Source organism: Corallococcus sp. bb12-1, assembly GCF_026626765.1.
GTDB lineage: Bacteria > Myxococcota > Myxococcia > Myxococcales > Myxococcaceae > Corallococcus > Corallococcus terminator.
In genome coordinates, this window is the sequence record NZ_JAPNJZ010000015.1 from 151,698 (window position 1) to 174,094 (window position 22,397).

General features: G+C 63.8%; 18 protein-coding genes. 12 read left to right on the top strand and 6 right to left on the bottom strand.

The window, feature by feature from the left end; all coding sequences use genetic code 11:
* The first annotated feature begins 118 nt into the window (after positions 1-118).
* The 6 genes from OV208_RS17830 (at position 119) to OV208_RS17855 (ending at position 7,859) form a co-directional block, all read left to right on the top strand.
* Positions 119-1,273, top strand: coding sequence for a protein kinase domain-containing protein (locus OV208_RS17830; protein ID WP_267575033.1), 1,155 nt, complete (start codon positions 119-121; stop codon positions 1,271-1,273).
* A gap of 204 nt (positions 1,274-1,477) precedes the next feature.
* Positions 1,478-2,182, top strand: coding sequence for a hypothetical protein (locus OV208_RS17835; protein WP_267575034.1), 705 nt, complete (start codon positions 1,478-1,480; stop codon positions 2,180-2,182).
* 145 nt (positions 2,183-2,327) lie between these two features.
* A protein-coding gene (locus tag OV208_RS17840; protein WP_267575035.1) for an IS3 family transposase occupies positions 2,328-3,889 on the top strand; the annotation gives its coding sequence in 2 pieces (ribosomal slippage) (positions 2,328-2,790 and positions 2,790-3,889; 1,563 coding nt in all).
* Positions 3,890-5,056: 1,167 nt separating this feature from the next.
* Positions 5,057-5,254 (top strand): hypothetical protein, encoded by a 198-nt coding sequence (locus OV208_RS17845; RefSeq protein ID WP_267575036.1) that lies wholly within the window; start codon positions 5,057-5,059, stop codon positions 5,252-5,254.
* Between the two features lie 729 nt (positions 5,255-5,983).
* Positions 5,984-7,267 (top strand): AHH domain-containing protein, encoded by a 1,284-nt coding sequence (locus OV208_RS17850; protein ID WP_324291390.1) that lies wholly within the window; start codon positions 5,984-5,986, stop codon positions 7,265-7,267.
* Between the two features lie 13 nt (positions 7,268-7,280).
* Positions 7,281-7,859 (top strand): imm11 family protein, encoded by a 579-nt coding sequence (locus OV208_RS17855; RefSeq protein WP_324291391.1) that lies wholly within the window; start codon positions 7,281-7,283, stop codon positions 7,857-7,859.
* Positions 7,860-8,203: 344 nt separating this feature from the next.
* On the opposite strand, the gene OV208_RS17860 is transcribed toward OV208_RS17855, so the two are convergent.
* From OV208_RS17860 to OV208_RS17870, 3 genes are all read right to left on the bottom strand, one after another.
* Positions 8,204-8,482, bottom strand: a complete 279-nt coding sequence (locus OV208_RS17860) for a hypothetical protein (protein ID WP_267575038.1) — start codon at positions 8,480-8,482, stop codon at positions 8,204-8,206.
* An 877-nt stretch (positions 8,483-9,359) separates the two neighbouring features.
* Positions 9,360-11,738 carry a hypothetical protein gene (locus OV208_RS17865; protein WP_267575039.1) on the bottom strand — a complete coding sequence of 793 codons (2,379 nt, stop codon included), beginning with the start codon at positions 11,736-11,738 and terminating at the stop codon, positions 9,360-9,362.
* Positions 11,739-11,901: 163 nt separating this feature from the next.
* Complete coding sequence (locus OV208_RS17870; RefSeq protein ID WP_267575040.1) at positions 11,902-12,264, bottom strand: hypothetical protein; 363 nt, start codon at positions 12,262-12,264, stop codon at positions 11,902-11,904.
* A gap of 891 nt (positions 12,265-13,155) precedes the next feature.
* On the opposite strand from OV208_RS17870, the gene OV208_RS17875 reads away from it, so the two are divergent.
* Positions 13,156-14,400 (top strand): FAD-dependent monooxygenase, encoded by a 1,245-nt coding sequence (locus OV208_RS17875; protein ID WP_267575041.1) that lies wholly within the window; start codon positions 13,156-13,158, stop codon positions 14,398-14,400.
* A 93-nt stretch (positions 14,401-14,493) separates the two neighbouring features.
* On the top strand, positions 14,494-14,961 hold the full coding sequence (locus OV208_RS17880) for a hypothetical protein (protein WP_267575042.1): 468 nt from the start codon (positions 14,494-14,496) through the stop codon (positions 14,959-14,961).
* A gap of 65 nt (positions 14,962-15,026) precedes the next feature.
* Here OV208_RS17880 and OV208_RS17885 read toward each other — a convergent pair whose 3' ends face one another.
* On the bottom strand, positions 15,027-15,506 hold the full coding sequence (locus OV208_RS17885) for a PaaI family thioesterase (protein ID WP_267575043.1): 480 nt from the start codon (positions 15,504-15,506) through the stop codon (positions 15,027-15,029).
* Positions 15,507-15,724: 218 nt separating this feature from the next.
* Between OV208_RS17885 and OV208_RS17890 the strand changes: the two genes are divergently transcribed.
* The 4 genes from OV208_RS17890 to OV208_RS17905 all read left to right on the top strand — a co-directional run bounded on the left by OV208_RS17890 (position 15,725) and on the right by OV208_RS17905 (position 21,208).
* Complete coding sequence (locus OV208_RS17890) at positions 15,725-16,741, top strand: alcohol dehydrogenase (protein WP_267575044.1); 1,017 nt, start codon at positions 15,725-15,727, stop codon at positions 16,739-16,741.
* A gap of 758 nt (positions 16,742-17,499) precedes the next feature.
* Positions 17,500-19,800 (top strand): hypothetical protein, encoded by a 2,301-nt coding sequence (locus tag OV208_RS17895; RefSeq protein ID WP_267575045.1) that lies wholly within the window; start codon positions 17,500-17,502, stop codon positions 19,798-19,800.
* Between the two features lie 226 nt (positions 19,801-20,026).
* Positions 20,027-20,281 (top strand): endonuclease/exonuclease/phosphatase family protein, encoded by a 255-nt coding sequence (locus OV208_RS17900; RefSeq protein ID WP_324291393.1) that lies wholly within the window; start codon positions 20,027-20,029, stop codon positions 20,279-20,281.
* 99 nt (positions 20,282-20,380) lie between these two features.
* On the top strand, positions 20,381-21,208 hold the full coding sequence (locus OV208_RS17905) for a glycosyltransferase (protein ID WP_267575047.1): 828 nt from the start codon (positions 20,381-20,383) through the stop codon (positions 21,206-21,208).
* Positions 21,209-21,578: 370 nt separating this feature from the next.
* Here the strand turns inward: OV208_RS17905 and OV208_RS17915 are convergent, their stop codons facing one another.
* Both OV208_RS17915 and OV208_RS17920 read right to left on the bottom strand, forming a co-directional pair.
* Positions 21,579-21,773 carry a hypothetical protein gene (locus OV208_RS17915; RefSeq protein WP_267575048.1) on the bottom strand — a complete coding sequence of 65 codons (195 nt, stop codon included), beginning with the start codon at positions 21,771-21,773 and terminating at the stop codon, positions 21,579-21,581.
* A 97-nt stretch (positions 21,774-21,870) separates the two neighbouring features.
* Entirely contained in the window at positions 21,871-22,257 is a 387-nt protein-coding gene (locus OV208_RS17920; RefSeq protein WP_267575049.1) for a transposase, read from the bottom strand.
* Positions 22,258-22,397 lie beyond the last annotated feature (140 nt).

The following is a 22,397-nucleotide window of genomic DNA, read 5'->3' on the forward strand; positions in this document are numbered from 1 at the left end:
TGCAATAATACCGAGTCTTCAACCCGTGGCGTCCTTCTCTTTCGGGCCTACCTGCCAGTAATTTCCTTCCTGCGTGGGCGCGGCGTCCGCTCCCGCTCACCCGCAAGGAGATGGCCCCATGCCGTACTCTGGTACTTCCCTGTTTCCCGAAGGACTGGTGCTCTTTTCGCTCAAGGGTGCCTCTTACGAAATGCTGGAAGACCTGGGCCCCGGCCATCATGGCGAGCGCGTCCTGTCGGCCCTCCAGCGCGTCAAGGACAAGGTGGTCCGCCGAGTCATCCTCAAAGCGCTGCCGCTGTCTGACTCTGCGGCAGTGTGGAAGGAGGCACGCAAGCGACTGGAGGAAGAGATCCAGTTGGCCACCTTCCTCCGACACCCGAACATCGCCTGCGTCCATGGAGCGCACAAAGCCAAGGGCACTCTGTTTGTCATTACGGAAGCTGTCGCCGGCTTCTCGCTGAATACACTCCTTGACGTCGCGGCAGCGCGGGGGAGCTACTTCCCCGAATCCTTCATGCTGTATGTCGGGGCCAAGATCGCGGGGGCCCTGGCGCACGCGCACACCTGCCGGAGTGCGCAGGGGGATCCACTGAAAATCGTCCACCGGGCGATTGACCCGACACGCATCCGCGTGACCTTCGATGGACAGGTCAAATTGACGGACTTTGGCGTAGCGTCCGCACGCCTCCCCGGCCAGCGCACCACCCGGCGTCCCGGCACCCGGGGCGAAGTCTTTTGGGCTTCTCCAGAGGCATTGCTAGGCCAGCCCGAGGACGCGCGCTCGGACTTGTTCACGCTGGGAATGGTGCTGTTGGAGTTCGCCACCGGCAAACACCTGCTCACTGCCTACAGACTGCTGCCAAAGGATTTATGGGTGTTGGTCCCGGAAGGGGAAACGGAGCCGCTGCGCAGTGCCATCGCACGGATGAGGAACGCATGGCGCGGGGTGGATCCGGAGGAGACAATATTACGTGCGGCCACCTTCACTCCGGCCGATGTAGAAGCGGCAACACAAACGTTTTCAGAGCCCACCCGGGCTGTCTTCCGTAAGCTGCTGCGGCGCAACCCGGCAGAACGGCATATGTCCGCGCTGACGCTGCAAGACGATTTGGCGAAGGTGCTGCGCGCGCGAGGGAGTTACACCGCCAGGATGGCTTCGCAGGAGATTCAAGCGGCACTGCGAGGAGCTGGCCAAGCGATGGCCGAGGATGAGGAAGGCCCAAAGAGTTTGAGGCATCAAGACTTCATCACGACGGAACCAAGCCCGGCATGAGACTGCCTCTCAACGGCCAGCCCCCTGGGGTGGGCTCCACGTCGCTTTGAATTCGTGGAGCCCGCGCCCGGCGCGCAGGAGTTGCAAGCGCCTAATACTACCCGGTCACATGCGCGACGGCCCACATGGAGGCGCGCGAGCGTTGACAGGTTCCGGGCGAGTGGGCGTTGAGCTTGGGTGGCCTTCTGGCACACTGATGACCCCATGGTCATCGAAGGCAGCAGCTTTCTCCTCACGGTGCTGTGGAAGTACTACGGACCCGAGGAGCCGAACCCGGTTCGGCGCGCGGTTCTTGATTCGACGTACTTCCTGCACCCGGACGTGGTCGCCCAGACCAAAGGGCTGCCCATCGTGCGTGCGCGGCGGCTGACGAGCCCCGAGCGGAAGAACACGGTCGCCGCCGACGGCGACTTCGTCAGCGACAACTTCCCGCCCGACTACGTCTTCCGGGCAGCAATGACCGATACACGAGACCAGGGAAGCACCCAGCTCTCGCACATTTACGGAGGGAACGGCGAAGCACGCGATGCGTTCTTATACACGAACCTCGCAAACCTGTGCCTGATGCCATCGTTCCTGGCGAAGTTCGCGGACACGGACGCGAGCACCGTCACGCTGCTGAAGCAGTGTGCATATGTGCTTTACGGCTTCAACCCCCGGCGGGAGGTCAACGTCCAATCAGTCAACCCGGAGCTGCGCGGACGGCTCAAGCTGGCGACGCCACTCAAGAAGCCGCTGCATAGCGCGCTGGCCGGCCTGCGGGACGCAAAATTCCTTCGTGCGAAGGCGGCTGGCTACCTATTCACCCCCGAGGGCGCCGTGAACGACACAGACCCGTGGGTTGCGGAGATGGTCATCCGGAGACAAGCCACGGTGGAGGCCACTCCCCTCACCGACAATCATCGTTGAGGTCACCCGAGGACGCGAAAAGCGGCGGCCACTTCTTCTCAGCGTCTAATTGGGCTTGGTCACTCCCCCCTGTGTCAGGGAAGTTGTCGCCTCGGCTGAGCGGCCGGGATGACCACGCCTTGGGGGCGAGAGCAGGCAGGACGCAGTGCCGTACACGGATGGATTCAAGGCGCAGTTGGTGAAGCGGATGGTGGGCCCGGGCGCGGTGAGTGCCGCCGCGTTGGCTCGCCAGGTGGGCGTGTCGCAGCCGACATTGTCGCAGTGGTTGCGGGAGGCGAATAAGTTGGCGGCGATGACGCCCCCGCCCGAGGAAAAGCCCGCCCCGCCGTCTGGACCGAAGAAGTGGACGCCGGAGGAGAAGCTGCGCGTGCTGGTGGCGGCCCAGGGGCTCGCAGGCGAGGCGTTGGGGGTGCTGCTGCGCCGCGAGGGGCTGCACGAGGAGAAGCTGAAGGAGTGGCAGCAGGCCCTCGCGGGTGCGGCCACGGAAGCCCTGCCGGCCAAGGAGCGCAGGCGGTTGGCGGCGGCGGAGAAGCGGGTGAAGGAGCTGGAGCGCGAGCTGCGCCGCAAGGAGAAGGCGCTGGCGGAGACGGCGGCGCTGCTGGTGCTCGAAAAAAAACTCCAGGCGACGGGCTGGGACGAGCGACACCTGGACGACGAGGACGACGCAGCGGACGAGAGGCGCGAGAAATGACGCTCGCCCACGTGCAGGAGGCCCTCCAGCAGGGCGTGCGGCTGGAGGCCGTCTGCGAGCGGCTCGGGGTGGCTCCGCGCACCATTCAACGCTGGAGCAAGCCGGCCACCGCGCAGGATGGGCGGTGCGGTCCGCGCACCCGGCCCGCCAACCGCCTCTCGGAGGCGGAGAAGCGCCGCATGCTGGCGGTGGCCAACAGCGAGGAGTTCCGCGACGTCTCGCCCAAGCAGCTGGTGCCGAGACTCGCCGACCGGGGTGAGTACGTGGCCAGCGAGGCGAGCTTCTACCGGGTGCTGCGCGCAGCGGGCCAGTTGGCCCACCGGGGCCCCGCGAAGCCGCCCACGCCGCGCCCCAAGGCCGAGCACACGGCCAGCGCCCCCTGCCAGGTGTGGAGCTGGGACATCACCTACTTGAAGGGCCCGGTGAAGGGCTGCTTCCTCTACCTCTACCTCGTGGTGGACGTCTTCAGCCGCCGCATCATGGGCTGGCGCGTCCACGAGGAGGAGTCCTCCGCGCATGCCGCGGCCCTCATCCGCGACAGCTGGCACGAGGCGGGCTGCCCCGAGGGCTTGGTGCTGCATTCGGACAACGGCGGCCCCATGAAAGGCGCCACGATGCTGGCCACGCTGCAATGGCTGGGCGTGGCCCCTTCCTTCAGCAGGCCTCGCGTCTCGGACGACAACGCCTTCTCCGAGGCCCTCTTCCGCACGCTGAAGTACCGCCCCTGCTTCCCCCAGCGAGCCTTCGCCTCGACGCAGGATGCGCACACGTGGGTGGCGCGTTTCGTCACCTGGTACAACACCGAGCACCGGCACTCCGCCATCCGCTTCGTCACGCCGGAAGCCAGGCACTTCGGCCTCGACGCAGCCCTGCTCGCCCAGCGCCACCAGGTGTACCTGCGTGCTCGCGCACGTCACCCCGAGCGATGGAGCCGCGACACGCGCGACTGGACGCCCGCGGGCCCCGTGCGCCTCAACCCCTCACCGGAAGGACAGGAACTGAAGCGCATCGGCTGAACCCTTTCATGCGACAACTACCTTGACGCTCACCGACTCCCGGAGGGCGGTCGTAAAATCCGAGCGCGAAGTCCTCCTCCGATGCCGTTGGAAGTGGCCACGTAGTACTAATCCTCTTCAGGTAACTCCACGAAGGATTCTTGCTATTGGCAGTGAGCCCCTCTCTTGGAACTAACTCTCTTGAGAGGCCTGCCGTCGGCCAACCAGATTCCAGGGTGGGTTGTATCGTGCGATGAACAAGGGCTCCATCTGAATGGCAGCAGTTGCTGCGTCAACGTCTCCTCCTGTAACCAAGACATCGATTGTCAGTTAATCTCGACAGTCAAACATTATCGGTCCCGCGCCGTATTTACGGCCGCTATTGCTAGGTCGGGTATAGTCCCTAAGACGCTTGCTGAGCCCTCCGTTGTCATGTTCGTAGGCTTTGCCGATATACATGACCTCCCTCTCGCGGAGCGCCCGATAAAGCCCCACAGATCGATTCAGCTGAGAGAAGTTGCCGGTGAGAGGGCCTACGTGCTCCCACTGGCGGTCCCACTCCTCAATCGTCCGGCCGAGGAAATGCTGTTCGAGAGCGTCGCCCGCCTCCGCAAGGAAGCGCCCCATCTCAGCGCAGACGCTTCCCCTTGGACCGAGGGTGTGGCTTGTGTCGCCGAGCCGAAGGAGGACACACTCGTCTGACGTGAGTTCAAACCTCAAAAACTGTTCATTGCCACTCACAGAAAACGTCCCTGTTGCTTGCTGTCTTAAGGCACCGCGCCGATGCGGCGCTGATTTATTGTCTCGCCCGGGCGCCCCAAGATAGTACCGGCCAACCTGAAGTTCAACCGGAAGCTCCGGCACTGGCACTACTCCACTTCCGGGATGTTGCCGCGACCATTCGGTAAGACACACAGGGAGGGCTCTCTGCTCATAGAGAGAACCCCTCGTGGACTTACCTGAAGGGGATTAGCGCGCCCGAGGGGCACTTGTCTCCCAGCCGACCATCCGCCGGATGCGTTGAATGTCTTTTAAGTTTTCCTTCCGCACAGAGTGGGCTTTACGCAGAAAGAGCAGGTGCCTCTCTGCCTCATCCAGCTTCCGCCGCACCCTTTCGGACTGACTGGAAAATTGCTTGAGGGGCAATGCGAAAAGACACGCTACGTGCGCTCGCCTTCCTGGATTGTCGTGGCCCAGTTTCTCGGTGCGACGCAGGGCCCGGTTGAATTCGTTCCAGGTGCATTCGCGTCCGTGACCGCCCATCAGAATGTCTTCGGCCGTCCTTCGCTTGATGACAAGCCGCTCTTTCGCCGGCTTGGCATTGCGCAGCCATGTTTGTTGGCATTCCAGAAATATGCGCTCGAATTCCGCGAAGGTCGCCTTTGACAAAGAGAGGTGAAGCCTCCCGCTCTCCAGTGCGCCAACTGGGCTCGCGTCCTGTCTTCTTCGCCTGACGGTGGTTCATCCCCTTGGACACCTCTTCTTCCCGTTGGCGGAGTAGGGCCGAACAGCCTCTGCGCATACGGTGTTCATAGCGAGCTTTGCATTGTTCGGCCTGCCTCATAGGCCGATTCGGCGCAGCGCTTCGCGTCCGAGGTGGTCCGGGGCTTGGGTCTGGCCATCATTGCGCACCGGAGGGGCACCACGGAGGCCGAGGTGGCGCTCGGCACGAGTATCCGCCGCGCACCGGGCAGGCTCCACGGCCCCCGGGTAGTGATCGGCGCGGACGCTGGCAGCACTCCATTCGGGGAGGGCACCACGGCTCCGAGGCGTTGCTCGGCACGGGTCATCTCTCTTCAGCCCGAGGTGGTGCTCGGCGCGGGCAGGCTCAACGGCCCCGAGGTGGCGCTCGGCACGGACGTTGGCGGCCACCATGCACCGGCAGGCGCCACGGCCCAGAGGTAGTGCTCGGCATAGACCCTGGCCGCCGCTGCGCACCTCCCAGATGCCTCGCCCTGAGGTGGCGCTCGGGGAGGCCCGATCCGCTGGGTTCTGGCCGTGGCCCTGCCTCGCCCTGGAGGATGAAGCTCTTTCCCGCTGGGGGGCTTGATGAGGGTACATCGCGCTGTCGCGCTACTCCTGCTGGTTTGGTTGACAGGCTGTGCCTCAGGGCGCGTGGTGCGCTTGGAAACGGGCCAGGGGCCGCCAGTCGTCTTCACGCCTCACAACAACGAAGCCGGGCCGGTGGAGGTGGAGCGGCGCGAGTTCAAAGCGGCCGTGGCGAGGCTGGCACGGGGTGTGAGGCTCCCGGCCAATCCCCAGCAGGCCGCGCGGCGCCTGATGGGAGTGGACGCCCGAGGCGGCACGTACCTCTTCGATCCGCGCACCCGGCAGATGACGCCAATGGAGGGGGCTGCACTGGCCTCCGACATGTCGCCCGCGGATGTGGAGCTGACGCGGGCATATCTGCGTTGGTGCGAGCGCACCGGGCGCAAGGGCGACTGTCTGCACTTGCTGGCGGAGAGTCCCACCGTCACCGGAGACGGGCGCTATGCGCTGGCCATGGCCATGGCCCAAGGTGTGGTCCTGGAAGAGATGCTGGATGCCTTCAAAGGCATGGCCGACCCGCACGCGGCGCTCTCGGCGGCGCTGTGGACCATGACCTTCTATCTGGTCCTCTGGTCGGTGCCCGAACCCGTGAGCAAGGGCCTGGCTGCCGTGATGACGGCGACAGCCATTGTCTACCTCGGGGTGGACACCTTCTGGACGCTGATCGCGGGCTTCAAACGGCTGGTGGAAGAGGCGGACCGGGCCACCACGTTTGACGAGCTCCGCGATGCGGGTGAGGGCTACGGCAAGGTGATGGGCCGGAACGCGGCGCGGGCCTTCGCGCTGCTGGCGACGGTGGCCGTCGGTAACACTGCCGCAGGCTTCGCCTCGAAGGTGCCGACGTTGCCCGGTTCCGCCCAGGCGGCGGTGGTGGCCGGGGGCCGCGCGGGCATCCGCCTTGCCGCCGTGGGCGAAGTCGGAGCGGTGGCGGTGACGGGCGAGGCCGTCACGGTGGCGCTGGCCCCCAATGCGGTGGCCATGACGGCACGGGCCATGGGGGGCACGGCTGCCGCCCCGGTGGACGCGGAGGGCCACGACCACCACATCGCCACGAACAAGTGGTGGAAATCCACGAACAATGAAGGCCCGTGGTCACCCAGATTCCAGGAGATTTTCGACAAGGCGGGCATGTCGCTGGACGACCCGGCCAACATCATCCACGTCAAGGGCCACAAAGGGCCCCACCCGCAGGCCTATCACGAGCGAATTCTTGAGCGGCTGACCGACGCAACCGAGGGATGCCGCACCATGGAACGATGCCGTGAGGCGCTGACAGCCGAACTCGGCCGGTTGGGGGAGCAGATTGCCACTCCGGGCACCAAGCTGAATAAGCTGGTGACGGGCACCTAGATGCGGCGCCACAATGAATCCCATGCCCAGTCGGTACTTCAAGTTGACTGACAACATGACTGTTCCAGGCCGGTGGTTGCTCGGCACTCCCACAGATGCTCAAGGTCGGGAGGTGGACGACCCGTGGATGTTCTATCGGGGCCAACGACTCCCGGACTTGGGCGCCTTGAAGCTCCCCGTGACTGTGACCGGCAGGGCGCTTGATTTCTCACTCGCGGCGTTCGCGGCCCCCGTGGTCCACGCCCGCGTGGCTTCCGTGCTCTCGGAACTCGTGCCCGGGGAGGTGCAAACCCTGCCTGTGGAGATTGAAGGCCAGTCGGAACAGTTCTTCATTCTCGTGGCCACCAAGCTGATTCACTGCATTGACGAGAAGGCCACCGAGGAATTTCAGAAGTGGACGCCGGAGGACGGGCGCCCTGAGAAGGTTGGAAAGTACCGAGACGTTTGGGGAATGCGGATTGACGCTTCGCAGGCAGGTGATGCGAAGGTCTTCCGCGCCTGGGGCTGGCCCATCGCGTTGATCGTCCGAGAGGAAATCCGCGACGCACTTGAGCGCATAGGCGCCACGGGAACGAAGTTTGAAGAGGTTTAGGGGCATGTTCCTCAGCTCCGAGGTGGTTCTCGGTGCCGGTGCGGGCTGTCACTGCGCGCCGGGAGGGCTCTGCGGGCCGAGGTGGTGCTCGGCGTAGACCGTGGCTGCTAACACGCACCCAGCAGGCGCCACGGTCCAGAGGTGGTGCTCGGCACGGGTGGGCACTCTGGCTCGATGTCGCGCGGGGCCTATTGCTGGGGCCACGAGGTCCAGCGCTCACCACGAGGCCCGCGTCCGGCCTGGACGCTCACCACAAGCCCCAGTACCACGAGCCCCAGCACTCGCCACGAGGCCTACATTGACGGTGGCCCGCTTGGACGCGCACCAAGGGGCGTGGTGAGCAATTACGGGCCAAACAAGAACTTGAAATCCCGCAGCAGGGTTCCACCTTCGACGTTCGACTCAGAGTAATTGAAACACCCTGCGGGGTACTCCCAGACCTCCCAAGCCGCCGTCCCACCGTCGAATTCAAATTCTGCGTAGTGAATCAATTCCGACCCCATCTCTCTTTCTTCTCCATCCTGCGCCGAATTCCACGGCAGGTCACTGCAAGTCACTTCAACAACCTCGCCAGTGCGTTCAACTTTGATCTGCGCCGTCTGGTGACTCTGGATACTCGCCATGCCAAGCCTTCCTGTGTGATCGCTCCGCGTTCGGCACGCTCGCTGACGCAAGCGCGCCGCATGCTCGTTATAATCGAGTGTCATGGGCCGCACTATCGGGTAGCTCGTGGGTCACCTCCTCGGATCGCTGTCCCGATCAGTCCGACCAGCCTGCGTGCTCGGGAGCGTCAAGGGGCGGCTCCGCCGAAACCTGAATGACTCTGCATCCTTGACCCTCCCTCCGCGCGCAGACGAAAGGCAAGCGGCCAGTCCTGAGCGATCAGGAGTCGCGATCCGTTTGGCCGACCCGGATGCGGTCCGTTGACCCGGCCCCTGACAGCCAGAAGCGGCCCGTCTCCAACCGCTTGTAGAGCAGCATGGAAGCGTCCGCCGCGCGCCGCTCCCCCGGCAATCCCTCACGGCACGTCGTTGGCCGGACGGTTACGAGAGGGTGACCCGCGAGCGATCCGATGGGCAGCCTGTCACAGCCAGACACTTCGGCTGCGAAGCGGCGCTGCTCGCCCAGCGTCACCAAGTGTACCAGCACGCCCGCGCACGTCACCCGAGCACTGGAGCTGCGACACCCGCGACTGGACGCCAGCAGGCCCCGTGCGCCTCAACCCCTCACCGCAAGTGCAGGAACTGAAGCGCATCGGCCAAACCCTCTCACGCGGCAACTACCTTGACGTTCACCGGTTACGGTGCCTCCGGTGCGCCGTCGACTTCAACACCTGCTGCTGCGCAGCAATGGCAACCTCCCGCTCTACCTACGCGACGTCGACGCACGCGCCCTGCCTCGCGGTCCCTCTCGCATTTGATCAAGCAGTGCCAAATGCTGTTAGCCAAGCAATCCCGACCGCACACAGCGCCAACCCCCAGATCGACCAAAATTCCAGAGTCACAAATCAAAAACATAGTTTCTGACTTTGTCCGCCATGGGATACTTCCTTTTGAGCTCCCGCACAGCCATTTGCACATGACGTTTAGCCTGCTCTTTGTAGCTCTCGTAGCGCATCACTGCCGCACGCCCTTTGTCCAAATCGCGCTCGGCAGCAAAAAGACAATCCACCGATTTAAGAATCTTCCTTGCAAGACTTAAACTCAATCCCTCAACGTTCGCCAACTGCTTGAGTGGACTAAACCCATAATTCCTAACCTTGAGCGCAACCTCCTCGAAATTCCACACAGAGTCAACCGCCAGGAAAGAATTCCAATAAACAGAATAAATCTTGCTGTCGTCCGAGAGATAGTTATCAAAATCAGACGACTCAAGCCTTCCAAGCCTTCTCATTGGGATTAAGAACTCATCACTCCCCACAGAAAGCCCACTGACACCGGAGCCAACAAAATTAACCAACTCCCTTAAGTGTCGCACTGGATGTCCACGGAACGAGGCGCCAGCCAGAAGCCGATGGCCGAACACCACGCACGTAGACAATTCAGCAGAATCACAGTCCCACCCCAAGCGCTTTCCGACCTCCCTCCTAAACTCGTCATCGCCCCAAGCCACTTTAAATCTATCCAATTGATGAGCGGCTGTGTCCACATAGTCCCATGTGGTCCTCTGCTCAAAACCACTACAAGGAAGAAGCGTATGCTTGCACTCAAAGGCATACACCGAATTGCCGATCTTGACCAAAACATCAATCTCCCCCTCATCCTCCTCGTACTCGTACTTAAACTCCCGTCCTAGTTCTACTTGTGCTCCGCCAAAGGCATCAGACAAAATCTTGACAACCGGGTTCTCTGCCTTGCTGTCGCCATGAACGCGTGCTTCCGAAAGAACAAGACAATTCCTAATGACATTTGACATGCCCAGAATGAAAAACGGAAAAGCAAAGACCTTCCCGATCTTCATCATCGGCTGGTACTGTATGTCAAAATAACCCTTCTTCTCTACGTCCCAGGAAAATAAATCCAAGAAAGCCTGGACAACTTCTCTACCGATCCCAGCAGAAAGCAGGAGTTCCCAAAGCATCTCTTCATTCATTGCGCCAATTAGCGAATTGCGCGCAACGACTTCTGAGATCCCTTCTGCCTCCAGCGCCAGCATTCGGACTATTCCAGAAAACCGGAAGACACGCTGTAGGCGAATCACGTCGCGCATTACCAACCCCGGCTCGACCTCCAAGGCGAGCAATTCATCCAGCGGCGTCAGCAGTTCATTGCATGCGCGCTCCAGTTCCCCCATCTCCTCTTTGTAATAGCCATCAACCAGGAGCAACTCGTCCGCGAGAATTTTCCAGGCTTCCGCTGGAAGGGCGAAAATCAACCTCTCTTGCCCTGGCGTTCCGGCCAAACCAAGAGAACGTCCACCCACATGCTCGAAGAATTTCCGGCACTCCTCATCAAAAGATCTCCCAATCCCCGGCTCGTCCGCTCCAAATCCAGACCACGCTTGCACATTCCGAATATACCCAAGCGACAAGGCCATCCCCCAACGCTCATTGGGAGGCAAAATACGGTATTCCCTGTTATCCCCCATATGGCATATATATTCTTGCCTGTAAACTTTTGCCTCCATCCCCATCAACTCGCTCAGCCGAAAAGCCAAGACAATCTCAGAATCAAACGCAAGTTGCCCTGGATCTGACTCGGCAAAAGGGCGGAACTCTGCGCCAGTCAGTCCATACTTTTTATTGTAGGATTCGATTGCATAGGAAACACCACTCGCGATGTCCTCCCTGTCTAATCCTTCGATAGTTTCATTCGTCGGATCCCTGCTGGCGCGAGAGTGTCGAACAAATGCAAGCTCTGCCCGATCCAGCATCGTTTTCAGACCCGTGTCGGATTGAGCGCGTAGCTTTTCTACAAGCTTGGCTTCGTCCAGTCGCGTAGCGGAATACAATTCGACAAACACGCTGAACGACAGCAGTCTGCGCAATGCCGACTCGACTTTCGGATGCTGGGTAACCACCCGACATAAACTCCCCAACACCTCCGAGAGCGTCACCAAGCATGTCTCGGCATAGATGCTTGGTCTAAACGCATCGACAAATTTCGCCATGCCGAATATTTCACCATCCGAGAGCATTATCCCCATCAGTCCCCACTCAACAGAGGTAGTCACCTCCCCCCTCTCGACGGCCTTCTGTATCTGACGCCCAACTTCTTTTGCTGCATCGTCTTTGAATAAAAAAAGACCGGCATTTTGCCGCAATCTAAGCGCTTCTGACTCCCATTCGCCACCTCTCCATTTCTCAATTATCTTCTTTACATTCGACTTGGAAATAATCGTCACTTTTGATTCCATTGGCTGCTCTCTCTTATCGCTCAAGGTCGACTTCCAATCTGTAATTGATAGCCAAGCCAACAATTTCCATTTCAGCAGAAGCAGTCAGTAGACTAGGCGGCCGAGAAGAGACTCTCGCCGATAGATCGATAGATGAAGAGGCGCCATGGTCAGGCGTCCGAAGCTCGGGATGTTCATGAGCGCCCGCTCACAAATTTGCCCTATTCTTCGGTGGCCAGACAGCATCCTGGGGCAACTTCAGCCAACGTCGCACGTCTTCCGGCGGCGCCTCCATCCAGCCTGCGAAGTCATCAAGGGTAACGTCCTCTGGAGGGCCGAATTCCATTGGCTCTTGATAGGCTAAAGCAGTGGCTGCCGCCCGCCAATCTCCGTTGCTCGCCTTGGCATGCCATTTCTTGAAGGCATCGGCTTTCATTTCCGCATCGGCTCTCCGCTCCGTAGGCCCCTCGTCACCTCCATTCTCCTTCTTCTTGACGCGAGATTTTTTCGGGATGGGCTTCTTACCAACTGAAGACTTTCCCCCTGCGGTTTTCTTCTTGGAAGCACACATCAAATTCTAGCTCCTCGTCATAATGAGTGACACCACTACGAGTAGACCATAATTCTTTAACGCTCGGAATCAGCCCCGGCCGCTGCGCATTGGGCGGGCTCCAGGGTGTCGGGGGATCGGCGCGGGCCCTGCCTCCGCCTCGCACTGGGCAAGATTCGCGGCCCCGGGGTGATGCTCGGCGCGGCCCCTAGCCAATGCGCTCCAGGCAACCGCAATGGATCCGAGGTAACAGTCGGTACGGGCGCTGAATGTCACGGAACACTGGGCAGGCGCCCACGACCCGAAGCGGCGCTCTGCGCGGGTGGCATCCACCGCGCATCCGGGGGCTCCACGGCCCCAGTCCGAGGTGATGCGCGGGGCGGGCACCGGCCGATGCCGCGCGCGGAGCAGGTTCCAAGGCGAGAGGTGTAACTCGGTGAGGGTGGCTTTCACGTCGCACCGGGCAGGCTCCACGACTCCGAGATGTCACTTGGCAAGGGCGGGGACCCTGGCTAGGGGCAGATCGGGATTATATGCTGGCCACAGCGGCGCGCCGGTCCCGCACTACGGCTCACAGTTGGCGCGACGATCGGGCCTATCTAGCGCTGCGCCTCGCCCGGTTTGGCACTCCGCAGGGACCAAAAAAGAACCAAATCCAATGGACGGGCCTGGACTCGCCCGGACAGGAAGCCGCCTACTTCCTCAGAGGGAACGTTGGGTAGCCGGCCGGTGTTCCAAGTAGGGACCAAATCCGCCTACGAGGCTTCGATTCCCTCCGCCTCCATCCCGAGAAGCCCAGCAATATGGAAGGGCTGCTGGGCTTTCCGCCGTCACGAAAATGGCGACGGGCTCAGTCGAAGGCCGCGAACAGGGTGGCATCGGAACCAGCGGGAGTCCGGTAGAAGGTCCGCCATGAAGCCTCCTCGCATCGTCATCGTCGGTGGTGGACCCGCCGGAATGCTCCTCGCCTACCAGCTCGTGTCGAACGGCGTTCCGGTCCGCGTCCTGGAGCGCCACCCGGACTTCGAACGCGAGTTCCGCGGCGAACTCCTGCAGGCGCCGGTCGTCGAAGCGCTCGAACGCGCAGGGCTCTTCTCCGCGCTGCTCGAACGGGGGCTTGCATTGCCAGACATCGAGCGCCGCATGTACGTGGGCAAGCGTCGCGCGGTCCGCGTGCCAGGCCCCCAGGAGCGCGGGGCCGTGGTGTCGCAGCCGGGCATGCTCGCGCTGCTGCACGGGCTGTGCATGCGTCATCCCCACTACCGCCTCGACTTCGGCACCACCGTGCTCGACGCCCTCCAGGAAGACGGGCGCGTCGTCGCGATGAAGACCCGCCACGACGGCGTGGAGGACCGCGTGGACGGGGACCTCTTCATCGTCTGCAACGGACGCAACAGCCACCTGCGCAAGTCCTGCGGCCTGGAGACCGAACAGTTCGCTACGACCGCCGACGCGCTCTGGCTGCGCTTCGACCTCTCCGACGCGCCGGAGGCACTGCCCGAGTCGCTCCAGGTCCACATGTTCGGCAAGGGGCTCGTCGTCGTATTCCAGCGCTCCACGGGCCACCGGCTGCACCTCGCCTACAGCGAGCCGGGCGACCTCAACCGGCTGCGCAAGGACCTCCCGGAGCTGCGACGGCGGCTGCTGTCCACGCTGCCGGAGACGCTCCGGCCCCACGTGGAGCGCAAGCTCGACGAACACACCGAGTGGCAGGTGTTGAAGATTGTCGTCGACCGCGTGCGCCAATGGCACGCACCGGGCGTTCTCTTCCTCGGGGATGCGGCGCACACCATGTCACCGTCGGGCGGACAGGGATTGAACCTCGCCCTGCGCGACACGTTCGTGGCCGCCAACCACCTGCTGGATGCCCTCCAGGCGGAGCGCCCGCTGGATGCAGCGGTCTTCCAGCGGATCCAGGAGGAGCGCCAGCCGGAGATCGACCGGGTCCAGGCGGGGCAGACGCGCGCGGGACAGATGGTGCTCAAGCCCCTCGGCGTACTGCACATGATGTTCACCCTTCTGGGCGCCGTGATGTGGTTCGCGGGCAAGAAGATGCAGGGCACAGGGGGCGTGCCCCCCGTCGAACCGCGCTATCTCACACCGCTCACGGGCGCACATCCCGTTGCCCCTGGGCTCCAGGGCCCGACCGCACCCTGATTCCGCAAGAAAGAATGCAAAAGAATTCCCTGGGGCCATTCCCTGGATGAACGGCGGGCCGCACTGCCGCAGCCCGCTTCCACCAGGAGCCCCATGTTCCGCATTCCGTCCTTGTGTCTGTGCCTGTTCGCCTCGCTCGCCATCGCCGACGAGTCCTCCTCGAAGCCCGCACGGCTCACCGTGGCCCAGAAGAACGGCTGGGCTGCCTACGACAAGGAACTGAAGCGGAAGGAGGACGCGGTCAACGAGGCCTGCGGGTCGGCCTTGAAGAGCAGCTACGACAAGGCGACCTACCCCGCCTTCGACCCGATGAAGGACCGGACCCAGAGCGCATGCCAGACAGCCGTGGGCACCCTGGTCGAAGTCTGCGGCACCGCGGATGGCAAGGCGGCGGTGAAGGAGGCGGTCACCAAGACAGTCTGCCGACTGTCGACGGACGGGACCCGGGTCTCACTCGACGAGGGCGTGCTGACCCTCCACATCGACCCGGTGAAGAGCTCCATCGCGGGCAAGGAGACCGGGAACTACAGTTGGAAGGGCGCCCTCGAGGAGATTCTGTAGCCACGGCGTGCGCCCACAGGCCCCGGTGCGTCGGAGCCCGGGCTCGCACCCATCATTGAAACGCTTCAGCCCGAGACTTCCCGGCCGCTCACCGCCATCATCGTCGCGAGCATGGTGGCGACGGGCTTCAGGCCCGACACGGTCTCCGCGACCACCTCGCCCGTGGTGACCGTGAGCGTCCGGCCAGGTTTCATCACCCGCCCATACGCGACGAACCTGCGGCCAGCGGCAGGCGCGAGAAAGTTCACCTTGTACTCCACCGTCAGGACGGCGGCGTCCACGGGCATCAGGGAGTACGCGGCGTAACCACAGGCGCTGTCGACGATGGCCGTGACGATGGCCGCGTGTAGGTACCCGTGCTGCTGCGTGAGGTCTTCCCGGAATGGCAGCTCGATGACGACCTCGCCCGGCGAGACAGAGGTCAGCGTCGCTCCCAGGGTATTCATGACGCGCTGGCGCGCGAAGCTGTCGCGCACGCGCTGCTCGAACGCGGTGTCTGCTGGTGTGAAGACTTGCGATCCAAAGGGTGGCCTGGCTGCGCTCATCGAATGGCTCCTGCCTGAAAACCTCCGGGGCCTTCAAAGTCAGCAGAGCCCTGGCCGCTTCCAAGTCTCTGGCATGAAGCGGACGCTTGCTTGTCGGACGAGGCGTTGGGCATGGGGCGCCAGCCGCCCTCCCGCCCGTTCCCCTGCCTGGCGGTCTTGATCGCGGCCCGCGAGGAGCCCTTAGCTTATCCGCGTTCTTCATACCCACGGAGACGCGGATGGCCAGGAAGATGAAGGCAGTGCAGGTGCGGCAGGCGAAGGGCCCGCTCGAAATCGTCGAGCGGGAAGTCCCCGAGCCGGGTCCCGGACAGGTGCGCATCGCGGTGGAGGCCTGCGGCGTCTGTCACAGCGATGCCATCACCAAGGAAGGCTGGATGCCCATCCAGTATCCACGGGTCCCGGGCCACGAGGTGGCGGGCCGCATCGACCGGATAGGCCCCGGGGTGACGGCGTGGAAGGAGGGACAGCACGTCGGCGTGGGCTGGCACGGAGGCCACTGCGGTCAATGCACCGCCTGCCGAGAGGGCGACTTCGTCACCTGCGAGGTGCAGCAGGTGTGTGGCATCAGCTACGACGGCGGCTACGCGGAGTACATGGTCGCGCCCCAGGAGGCCCTCGCCCGGGTGCCCGAGGGAATGAGCTCCGTGGACGCCGCGCCCCTGCTCTGCGCGGGTGTCACCACCTTCAACTCCCTGCGCCACATGGACGTGCGGCCGGGGGACCTGGTGGCGGTGCAAGGCATTGGCGGGCTCGGGCACCTGGCCATCCAATATGCCCGCAAGCTGGGCTACCGCACCGCCGCCATCTCACGGGGCGCGGACAAGCGGCAGCTCGCGCTCGAGCTGGGTGCGCACGAGTACGTCGACACGGAGCAGGGCCCGGTGGCCCAGGCGCTCCAGAAGCTCGGTGGGGCGCGCGTCATCATGATGACCGCATCCAGCAGCAGCCTCGCGGGCGAGCTGGTGGGGGGCCTGGGACGCAATGGCACCCTGTTGCTACTGGGCGCGGGCGCCGAGCCCATCCCCGTCAGCAGCATGCAACTGCTCATGAAGCGGCAGCGCGTCCAGGGCTGGCCGAGCGGCGTCCCCCAGGACTCGCAGGACACGATGGCCTTCAGCGCCCTCGCGGACGTGCGCTCCCGCAATGAAGTGTTCCCGCTCGAGCGCGCCACCGAGGCCTATGAGCGGATGATGGGCAACCACGCCCGCTTCCGCGTGGTGCTCAAGCTGCGTTGAGCCGTACCCCGCCCGGAGGAATGGGGGCACGGGCTGCTTGCCTGGAGGCGCATCCACTTCCGTGCGGGGTCTGTCCATCGATGAGCGAGCCGACAGCACCTCGCGGCGTACGTCGGCGGACCGGTGCTGTTCTCGTTGAAGCATGCGAAGGGCTCCGCTGGCCGTGCGGACTGTTCCGATGGCCACAGCCCTGATCATCTTGCTCAGCGTGTCCACCAGGGTCGCCGCAGCATGGTCGTTCATTGGCATCTCGGGTGGTCATGAGAAGGCAATCGAGCGCGTCCGTCGCGAGGGGCAATGGCCATGTCGCCGTCATCAAGGAGTTCAGTCCTCTGCGGGGCAATGATCATTGCAACGATCATTGCAACATCTCGAATCTGAGGGGTTGCGCTGGGAGCAAGCAAGCCTCGACGGGATGAGCGTCGTGCTGTCGATCAGGCCTCCCTCTTCACGCCGAGCAACTCCATGGAAACAGGGACGGGGCGCCGGGCCAGGAACGAGGATCGCTCCGGAGCGCCCCTCCTCGCGTCCCTTGAGGCCGTCGGAATGCGAGGGGAGGGTCCAAGCAGACAGGCGTGCGCGCAATCCATCTTGATAACGGCAAGGCAGGCTTTTTTGGAAAAGCCTTGAATGCTAGCTAGCCTCTTCTTGGTCCCCCTGACCAACGGACGCCCCTCTCACCTCCGGCGTCTGCCCTGATGAGGTATTACCCCTTGAAATTGCCTTTTTTGCGTGGGTCGCTACGACTCACCCTGCTCTTGCTCCCATTGGCGGCTCCGGCGTCCAACCCGTCGCTTTCGCCTGCCGGGGTGCGCCCCATCGAGCAGTGCGACATCGTCTATTCCTACAGGCTGCCGCAGTGCCCATGTGATCCGAACATGGAGCTGTGCGACCTGTGCGACACGACGAATCCGAATTCATGGTGCTACGAGCCCTGCGACATGACGGATCCGAACTCGTGGTGCTACGAACCGCCGCCGCCCCCGCCCCCGCCCCCCACCGACTTCCAGGTGCAGGTCTTCCCCACCGCCCTCTCCATGGCGCAGCTGGCGCCCATCCTCGAGCAGGAGAACCTCCAGTGGTACGCGTCCCATGGGTACCCGGCCCCCATCGTCCAGGGCGGTGAAGGCTCGATGCTGCGGAGGGTCTGCACGCTGCCGGACGCGGACTGGGACGGAGATGGACTGGTCGGTGCCGCGGATGAATTTCCCCTCACACTTGGGCCCCTCACGGCGGACTTTCCCGTGCTGGGCGTGGGCTTCACGGGCACGTTGACGGCGGACGTGGCGCTCCAGGTCAGTGGCGGGACGACCCAGACCAACACCCTGGCCACCGTAGACAGCAACTCCTACACCCGCACGAACACCGCCACCGACACCAAGGCGATCAAGAGCGCCTACGCCTTCAAGACCGGTACCAGCACGGACTCGGAGACGTCCTTGGATCTGGCCAAGCTGCTCAAGGGAGACTTCGCCGGCGGCCTCACTGGCAAGTCGACGATGAAGTTCTACTCGAAGAACGACTTCGACTTCTCCACGAGCTTCACCCGCGTCCTGAAGGACGAGGCGGTGCGGAAGATCGTCTCCGACGTGAACCACACCATCACCACCGTCACGACCACCAGCACCACCTATGACGCGGACGCCGGGCGCATCCGGACCACGTACGTGCTTGAGAACCTGTCGACCAATGCTCGCAACCTGAAGGTGAAGAACCTTCAGTTCCTGGTCATGGCCCACGACCCCCGTACGGGCACGGACCTTACCTTCGCGCGCGCCGTCCAGATTGACGCCAATACGATCGAACTGGGCTCGGGTCCGACGAACAACCGCTACCAGGGCTCTCTGGTCATCGACAACATCAACACCAATGACATGCTCAACGCCCTCAATCAGGGCTGGACCCTGGAGGTGGTGGCCGCGAAGGGCTATCTGTTGCTGGACGCGAACAGCGGCCAGGAGCTCAACACGCTCATCAACAATGTCAGCGTTCGCACCGCGATGCTCAACGTGAACTGGGGCGGGCTGGACATCCCCTTCAAGCGGCAGATCAGCGCCTACATGTCGACGGGCTACTGCACCAATATCCAGGACTTCCTGCTCAATGCCTTTGGTGCGGGCAATGTCACCTTCAAGGCCAACGCCACGGGCAAGCTCGTCATCGACAGGATCCACTACAAGCAGGCACGGCACGACGACCGGGACTTCAATACGCTGTCGGAAACAGAGAAGAACGAGTACGGAAAGTGGGTGGTGGCCATGTACGGTCATCCCGCGCGCCATCCCTTCATGCCCGACACCTTCGACCTGGTGGACATGGACGTCTACCCGTTCGATGAGGTGTACGTGTATTACCTGACCCGGCGGGACTTCGAGCCCATCAGCGGGCCCCTCGTCGTGGACTACTACGATGACAACGTGGGCATCATTCCCGAATCGCCCGGTGCCTGCCCCGCGAACAGTCAGCACGTCGTCATCCTGATGGACGATGAAAACAGTCGGAACGCGAGTTGGGCCAACCCGTGGATCGGGGCCTTCATGTCCAGCTCCGACACCCGCCTGGAGTTCTGCAAGGTCGATGGCGCGCGCTTTCGCCGACTCACCGACTCAGAGAGCTACAAGTATCACTACGCGGTGCTCAAGCTGGATCAGAACTGCCCGGTGGGCGCGGTGCCCTTCAACCGGTCTTTCGACAACGAGGACTTCGCCAATCACAATGCCAATAGCCAGAACATCTGGCCGAACGCACAAGACCAGTATGGGACCCACCTGCAGTTCTGTCTGTTCCGCAAGGATTCGAATGCCGCCCGCAATCAGGGGGTGCGCCACATGAATTCATTCCCGGATCTGGGCATCCCCTATGGCGTCTTCGTGGACCCGGACTTCGATGGACAGTTCCTGGTGCCGGGCGTGCCAAGGGGCGTGATCCACACGGACGACGAGGACTCAAGCAACAGGAACACCTTCTGGGCACCCACCCCCAGCATTGAATGGGAGGCGAGGCGCATCGTGCCGTCGGACGGCAACACCAGCCTGTATACGGGCAAGGTGCGCAACTGAGTACGGGGGGCCCCAGCCCGCGACATCCCCTGGGGCCCCCGCAGGCATCCACCCGATTCCCGCGCGGTCCATCCCCCTGCCGACCGCGACGAACGGCTCAACGCGGAGCTGACAGCTCCACCTGGAACGTCTTCGCGGCGCTCGACGCCAGGTCCAATCCCTTCCTCCCGCTGGCTTCCGATGATCGCGAAGCCGCCACGCTCAAGGATTCGCGAGGCGCGCGTCTATCTGGTACCTCTACCCGGGTCCCAGGGTCCTGATGGCCGACCTCAACGCCGTCGAAGGCTCCTGGGAGCTGCAGCCCGTGCGCAATGACTTGCAGGACGCGTGGTTCGCGGCGGGCAACCCTTCCGCCGATCGGATCGACTACATCTTCTCGACGCCGCTCCCGGTGGCGCGCGCCTACAAAGTGCCGTCGGACGCCTCGGACCATGATGCCGTGATGAGCTGGGTGGGCCTGGAGCCCGCGAGCGCACCCTAGCCACGCGGTGTCACGAGGACCTTCCGGCGGGAGGCGGGTGGGCTAGAGTCCCGCGGCACGCAGATGCAGCCCGTCCGTGCGAGGAAAGGTGGCGGAGGCGTGAGACTCGCCGGATTCGTGATCCACGGAAACAACCAGGACACCCTGCCCCGGTGCCTGGAAGGCCTGTTGTCGGTCTGCGACGAGGTCGTCGCCCTGGACTCCCTGTCCACGGACGGCTCCACGGAGATTGCCCGGCGGATGGGGGCACGCTCCGTGTCCATGGCCTGGGCGGGCTATGGCGCCGCCAGGGCCGCGGCCATCGCGGCGCTGGAGCCCTCCGACTACGTCTTCTTCCTCGACTCGGACGAGCACCTGGACGCGGAGGCCATCCAGGCCATCCGGGCCTGGAAGCAGAGCCAACCCCAGGAAGTCGTCTACCGCCTGCCCCGGCACGACTGGGCGGAGGTGGACGGCCATCGCTTCCTGTACCGCACGGAGTGGCGCGCGCGCCTCATTCGCAGGGAGGTCGCGGTCTGGCGTCCGGAGATGATCGTCCACGAAGCGCTGCCGCGCATGCGCGCGGGGCGGCTTCAGGCGCCCATCGAGCACCGGTTCGCCACGTCCCTCTCCCTGCGCTCCGCCAAGGAGCACCGCTACGCGCTGCTCTGGGCGGTCATGGCGCTCGCGGAGGGTCGCAGGTCCAAGCCCGCGCTGCTCCAGCGCCCCGCGCATGTCATCCGGGACGGCCTGCTGCATGGTGCGCTGTGGCGCGGCGGATGGACGGCGCTGAAGCTCGCATGGGTGGTGGCCGGATACCACGCGGCCAAGTACCGCTACCTGCGCGACCTGCGACAGGGCCGTCATCCGGAGCTGGTCCAGGCCTTCCAGGAGCGGCGCTACGGCGAGCTGTTCCAGCGGGTCCAGACCGTGGACCTCGCCCCCTGACGCCGGACGCGATTCGCGGCGCGTGTCTCCCCGAACGTGTCCGGTCACCGTTCACCGGCTCATGCTGCGTGCGCGAGCCGAAGCGCCTCCGTGAGTGGAAGCAGCGAGCGTGGCGGCAGGCCCCGGCGGTGCGTGCGCAGCGTGTCCGTCAGGAAGTCCAGCACGCCCCGCTCTTGCAGCTTGAGCGCGGAGCGGGCCGGGCTGCCTCCTCCGGACAGCGGCCTGTGCTACCTCCTGCGGCTCGCGCTTGGAAAAGCGTCCGTCGCACTCCTGCCTTCATGGCTGGTTCCCATCGCGTAGTGCTTGCGCCCCACGCGCCGGGGGAGCGCGGTCCCTCGGCGGCGGCAGGGGCTGGGACAGCGCTCGTGGCCTACGCCCTGCTGGCCGCGAGCAACCGGGCGAGGAGGCCGGCGTCCGTCACGCGCTCGTACTCCAGCGGCTTCTCCGCCGACGCGCGGTAGCGGTAGATGGTGAAGGGCCCCTGCTCCTCGGAGGCTTGCTCCGGCACGAGGACGGCGCATGCCTCCTTGTCGACGGCGATCATGTCGATGCAGCGAAGCCGCACGACGCATCGGCGGGATGGAGGCCGTGTTGAGGGCAGAGCGCTGGAGCCAAGGCGGGAGTGGCCGCATACGCGAAGACGCGCACCGCACGCGTCAGCGTCAGCACTCCAGCCTCCCCAGCAACTGCGCTGCGGCCTCCACGCTGAGCCCCTCGACTCGCCAGCCGCCCGTCGACACCAGCACCACCGGCTGCAATCCCATCACTCCAGCCACTGCCGGATGCTCGCGGACACGCACCGGAACCAGGGCCGCGCTCTTCTCGGCGAATCTCGGACGCGCTCGCCCCGCGGGCTTGCCTTTGCGCCACTCGTAGAGCGTCGGCCCGGACACACCCAGCCTCTGCGCCACCTCCACCACCGTCCCGCCTGTCTCCTGGACGTGCTCCGCGTAGCGCACCGCGAAGGCACGCAGCGCCTCGGGGAACGGCTCGGAGGTGCGCTGCCCTTTTTCCCAGCCCCGTCGATTCGCTGAGACGGGCAGACACATGTCATGGACTTTGTGTAGATGGCGCTCAAGTGCTTGTCGGCTGGTGGCCGGATGACGTTTGCCATTCGCGTATTGCGCGCCGAGCCGTTGAGTGCAAGGAATTGTGTCGTGCATTCCATGAGGGGGACGGCCCATTCCGG

Bases quoted from the DNA above. Each gene is read 5' to 3' on its own strand.
- OV208_RS17855 (WP_324291391.1), top strand. From the start codon at position 7,281: ATGAATCCCATGCCCAGTCGGTACTTCAAGTTGACTGACAACATGACT.
- OV208_RS17875 (WP_267575041.1), top strand. From the start codon at position 13,156: ATGAAGCCTCCTCGCATCGTCATCGTCGGTGGTGGACCCGCCGGAATG.
- OV208_RS17835 (WP_267575034.1), top strand. From the start codon at position 1,478: ATGGTCATCGAAGGCAGCAGCTTTCTCCTCACGGTGCTGTGGAAGTAC.
- OV208_RS17830 (WP_267575033.1), top strand. From the start codon at position 119: ATGCCGTACTCTGGTACTTCCCTGTTTCCCGAAGGACTGGTGCTCTTT.
- OV208_RS17870 (WP_267575040.1), bottom strand. From the start codon at position 12,264: ATGTGTGCTTCCAAGAAGAAAACCGCAGGGGGAAAGTCTTCAGTTGGT.
- OV208_RS17885 (WP_267575043.1), bottom strand. From the start codon at position 15,506: ATGAGCGCAGCCAGGCCACCCTTTGGATCGCAAGTCTTCACACCAGCA.
- OV208_RS17920 (WP_267575049.1), bottom strand. From the start codon at position 22,257: ATGTGTCTGCCCGTCTCAGCGAATCGACGGGGCTGGGAAAAAGGGCAG.
- OV208_RS17880 (WP_267575042.1), top strand. From the start codon at position 14,494: ATGTTCCGCATTCCGTCCTTGTGTCTGTGCCTGTTCGCCTCGCTCGCC.
- OV208_RS17860 (WP_267575038.1), bottom strand. From the start codon at position 8,482: ATGGCGAGTATCCAGAGTCACCAGACGGCGCAGATCAAAGTTGAACGC.
- OV208_RS17890 (WP_267575044.1), top strand. From the start codon at position 15,725: ATGGCCAGGAAGATGAAGGCAGTGCAGGTGCGGCAGGCGAAGGGCCCG.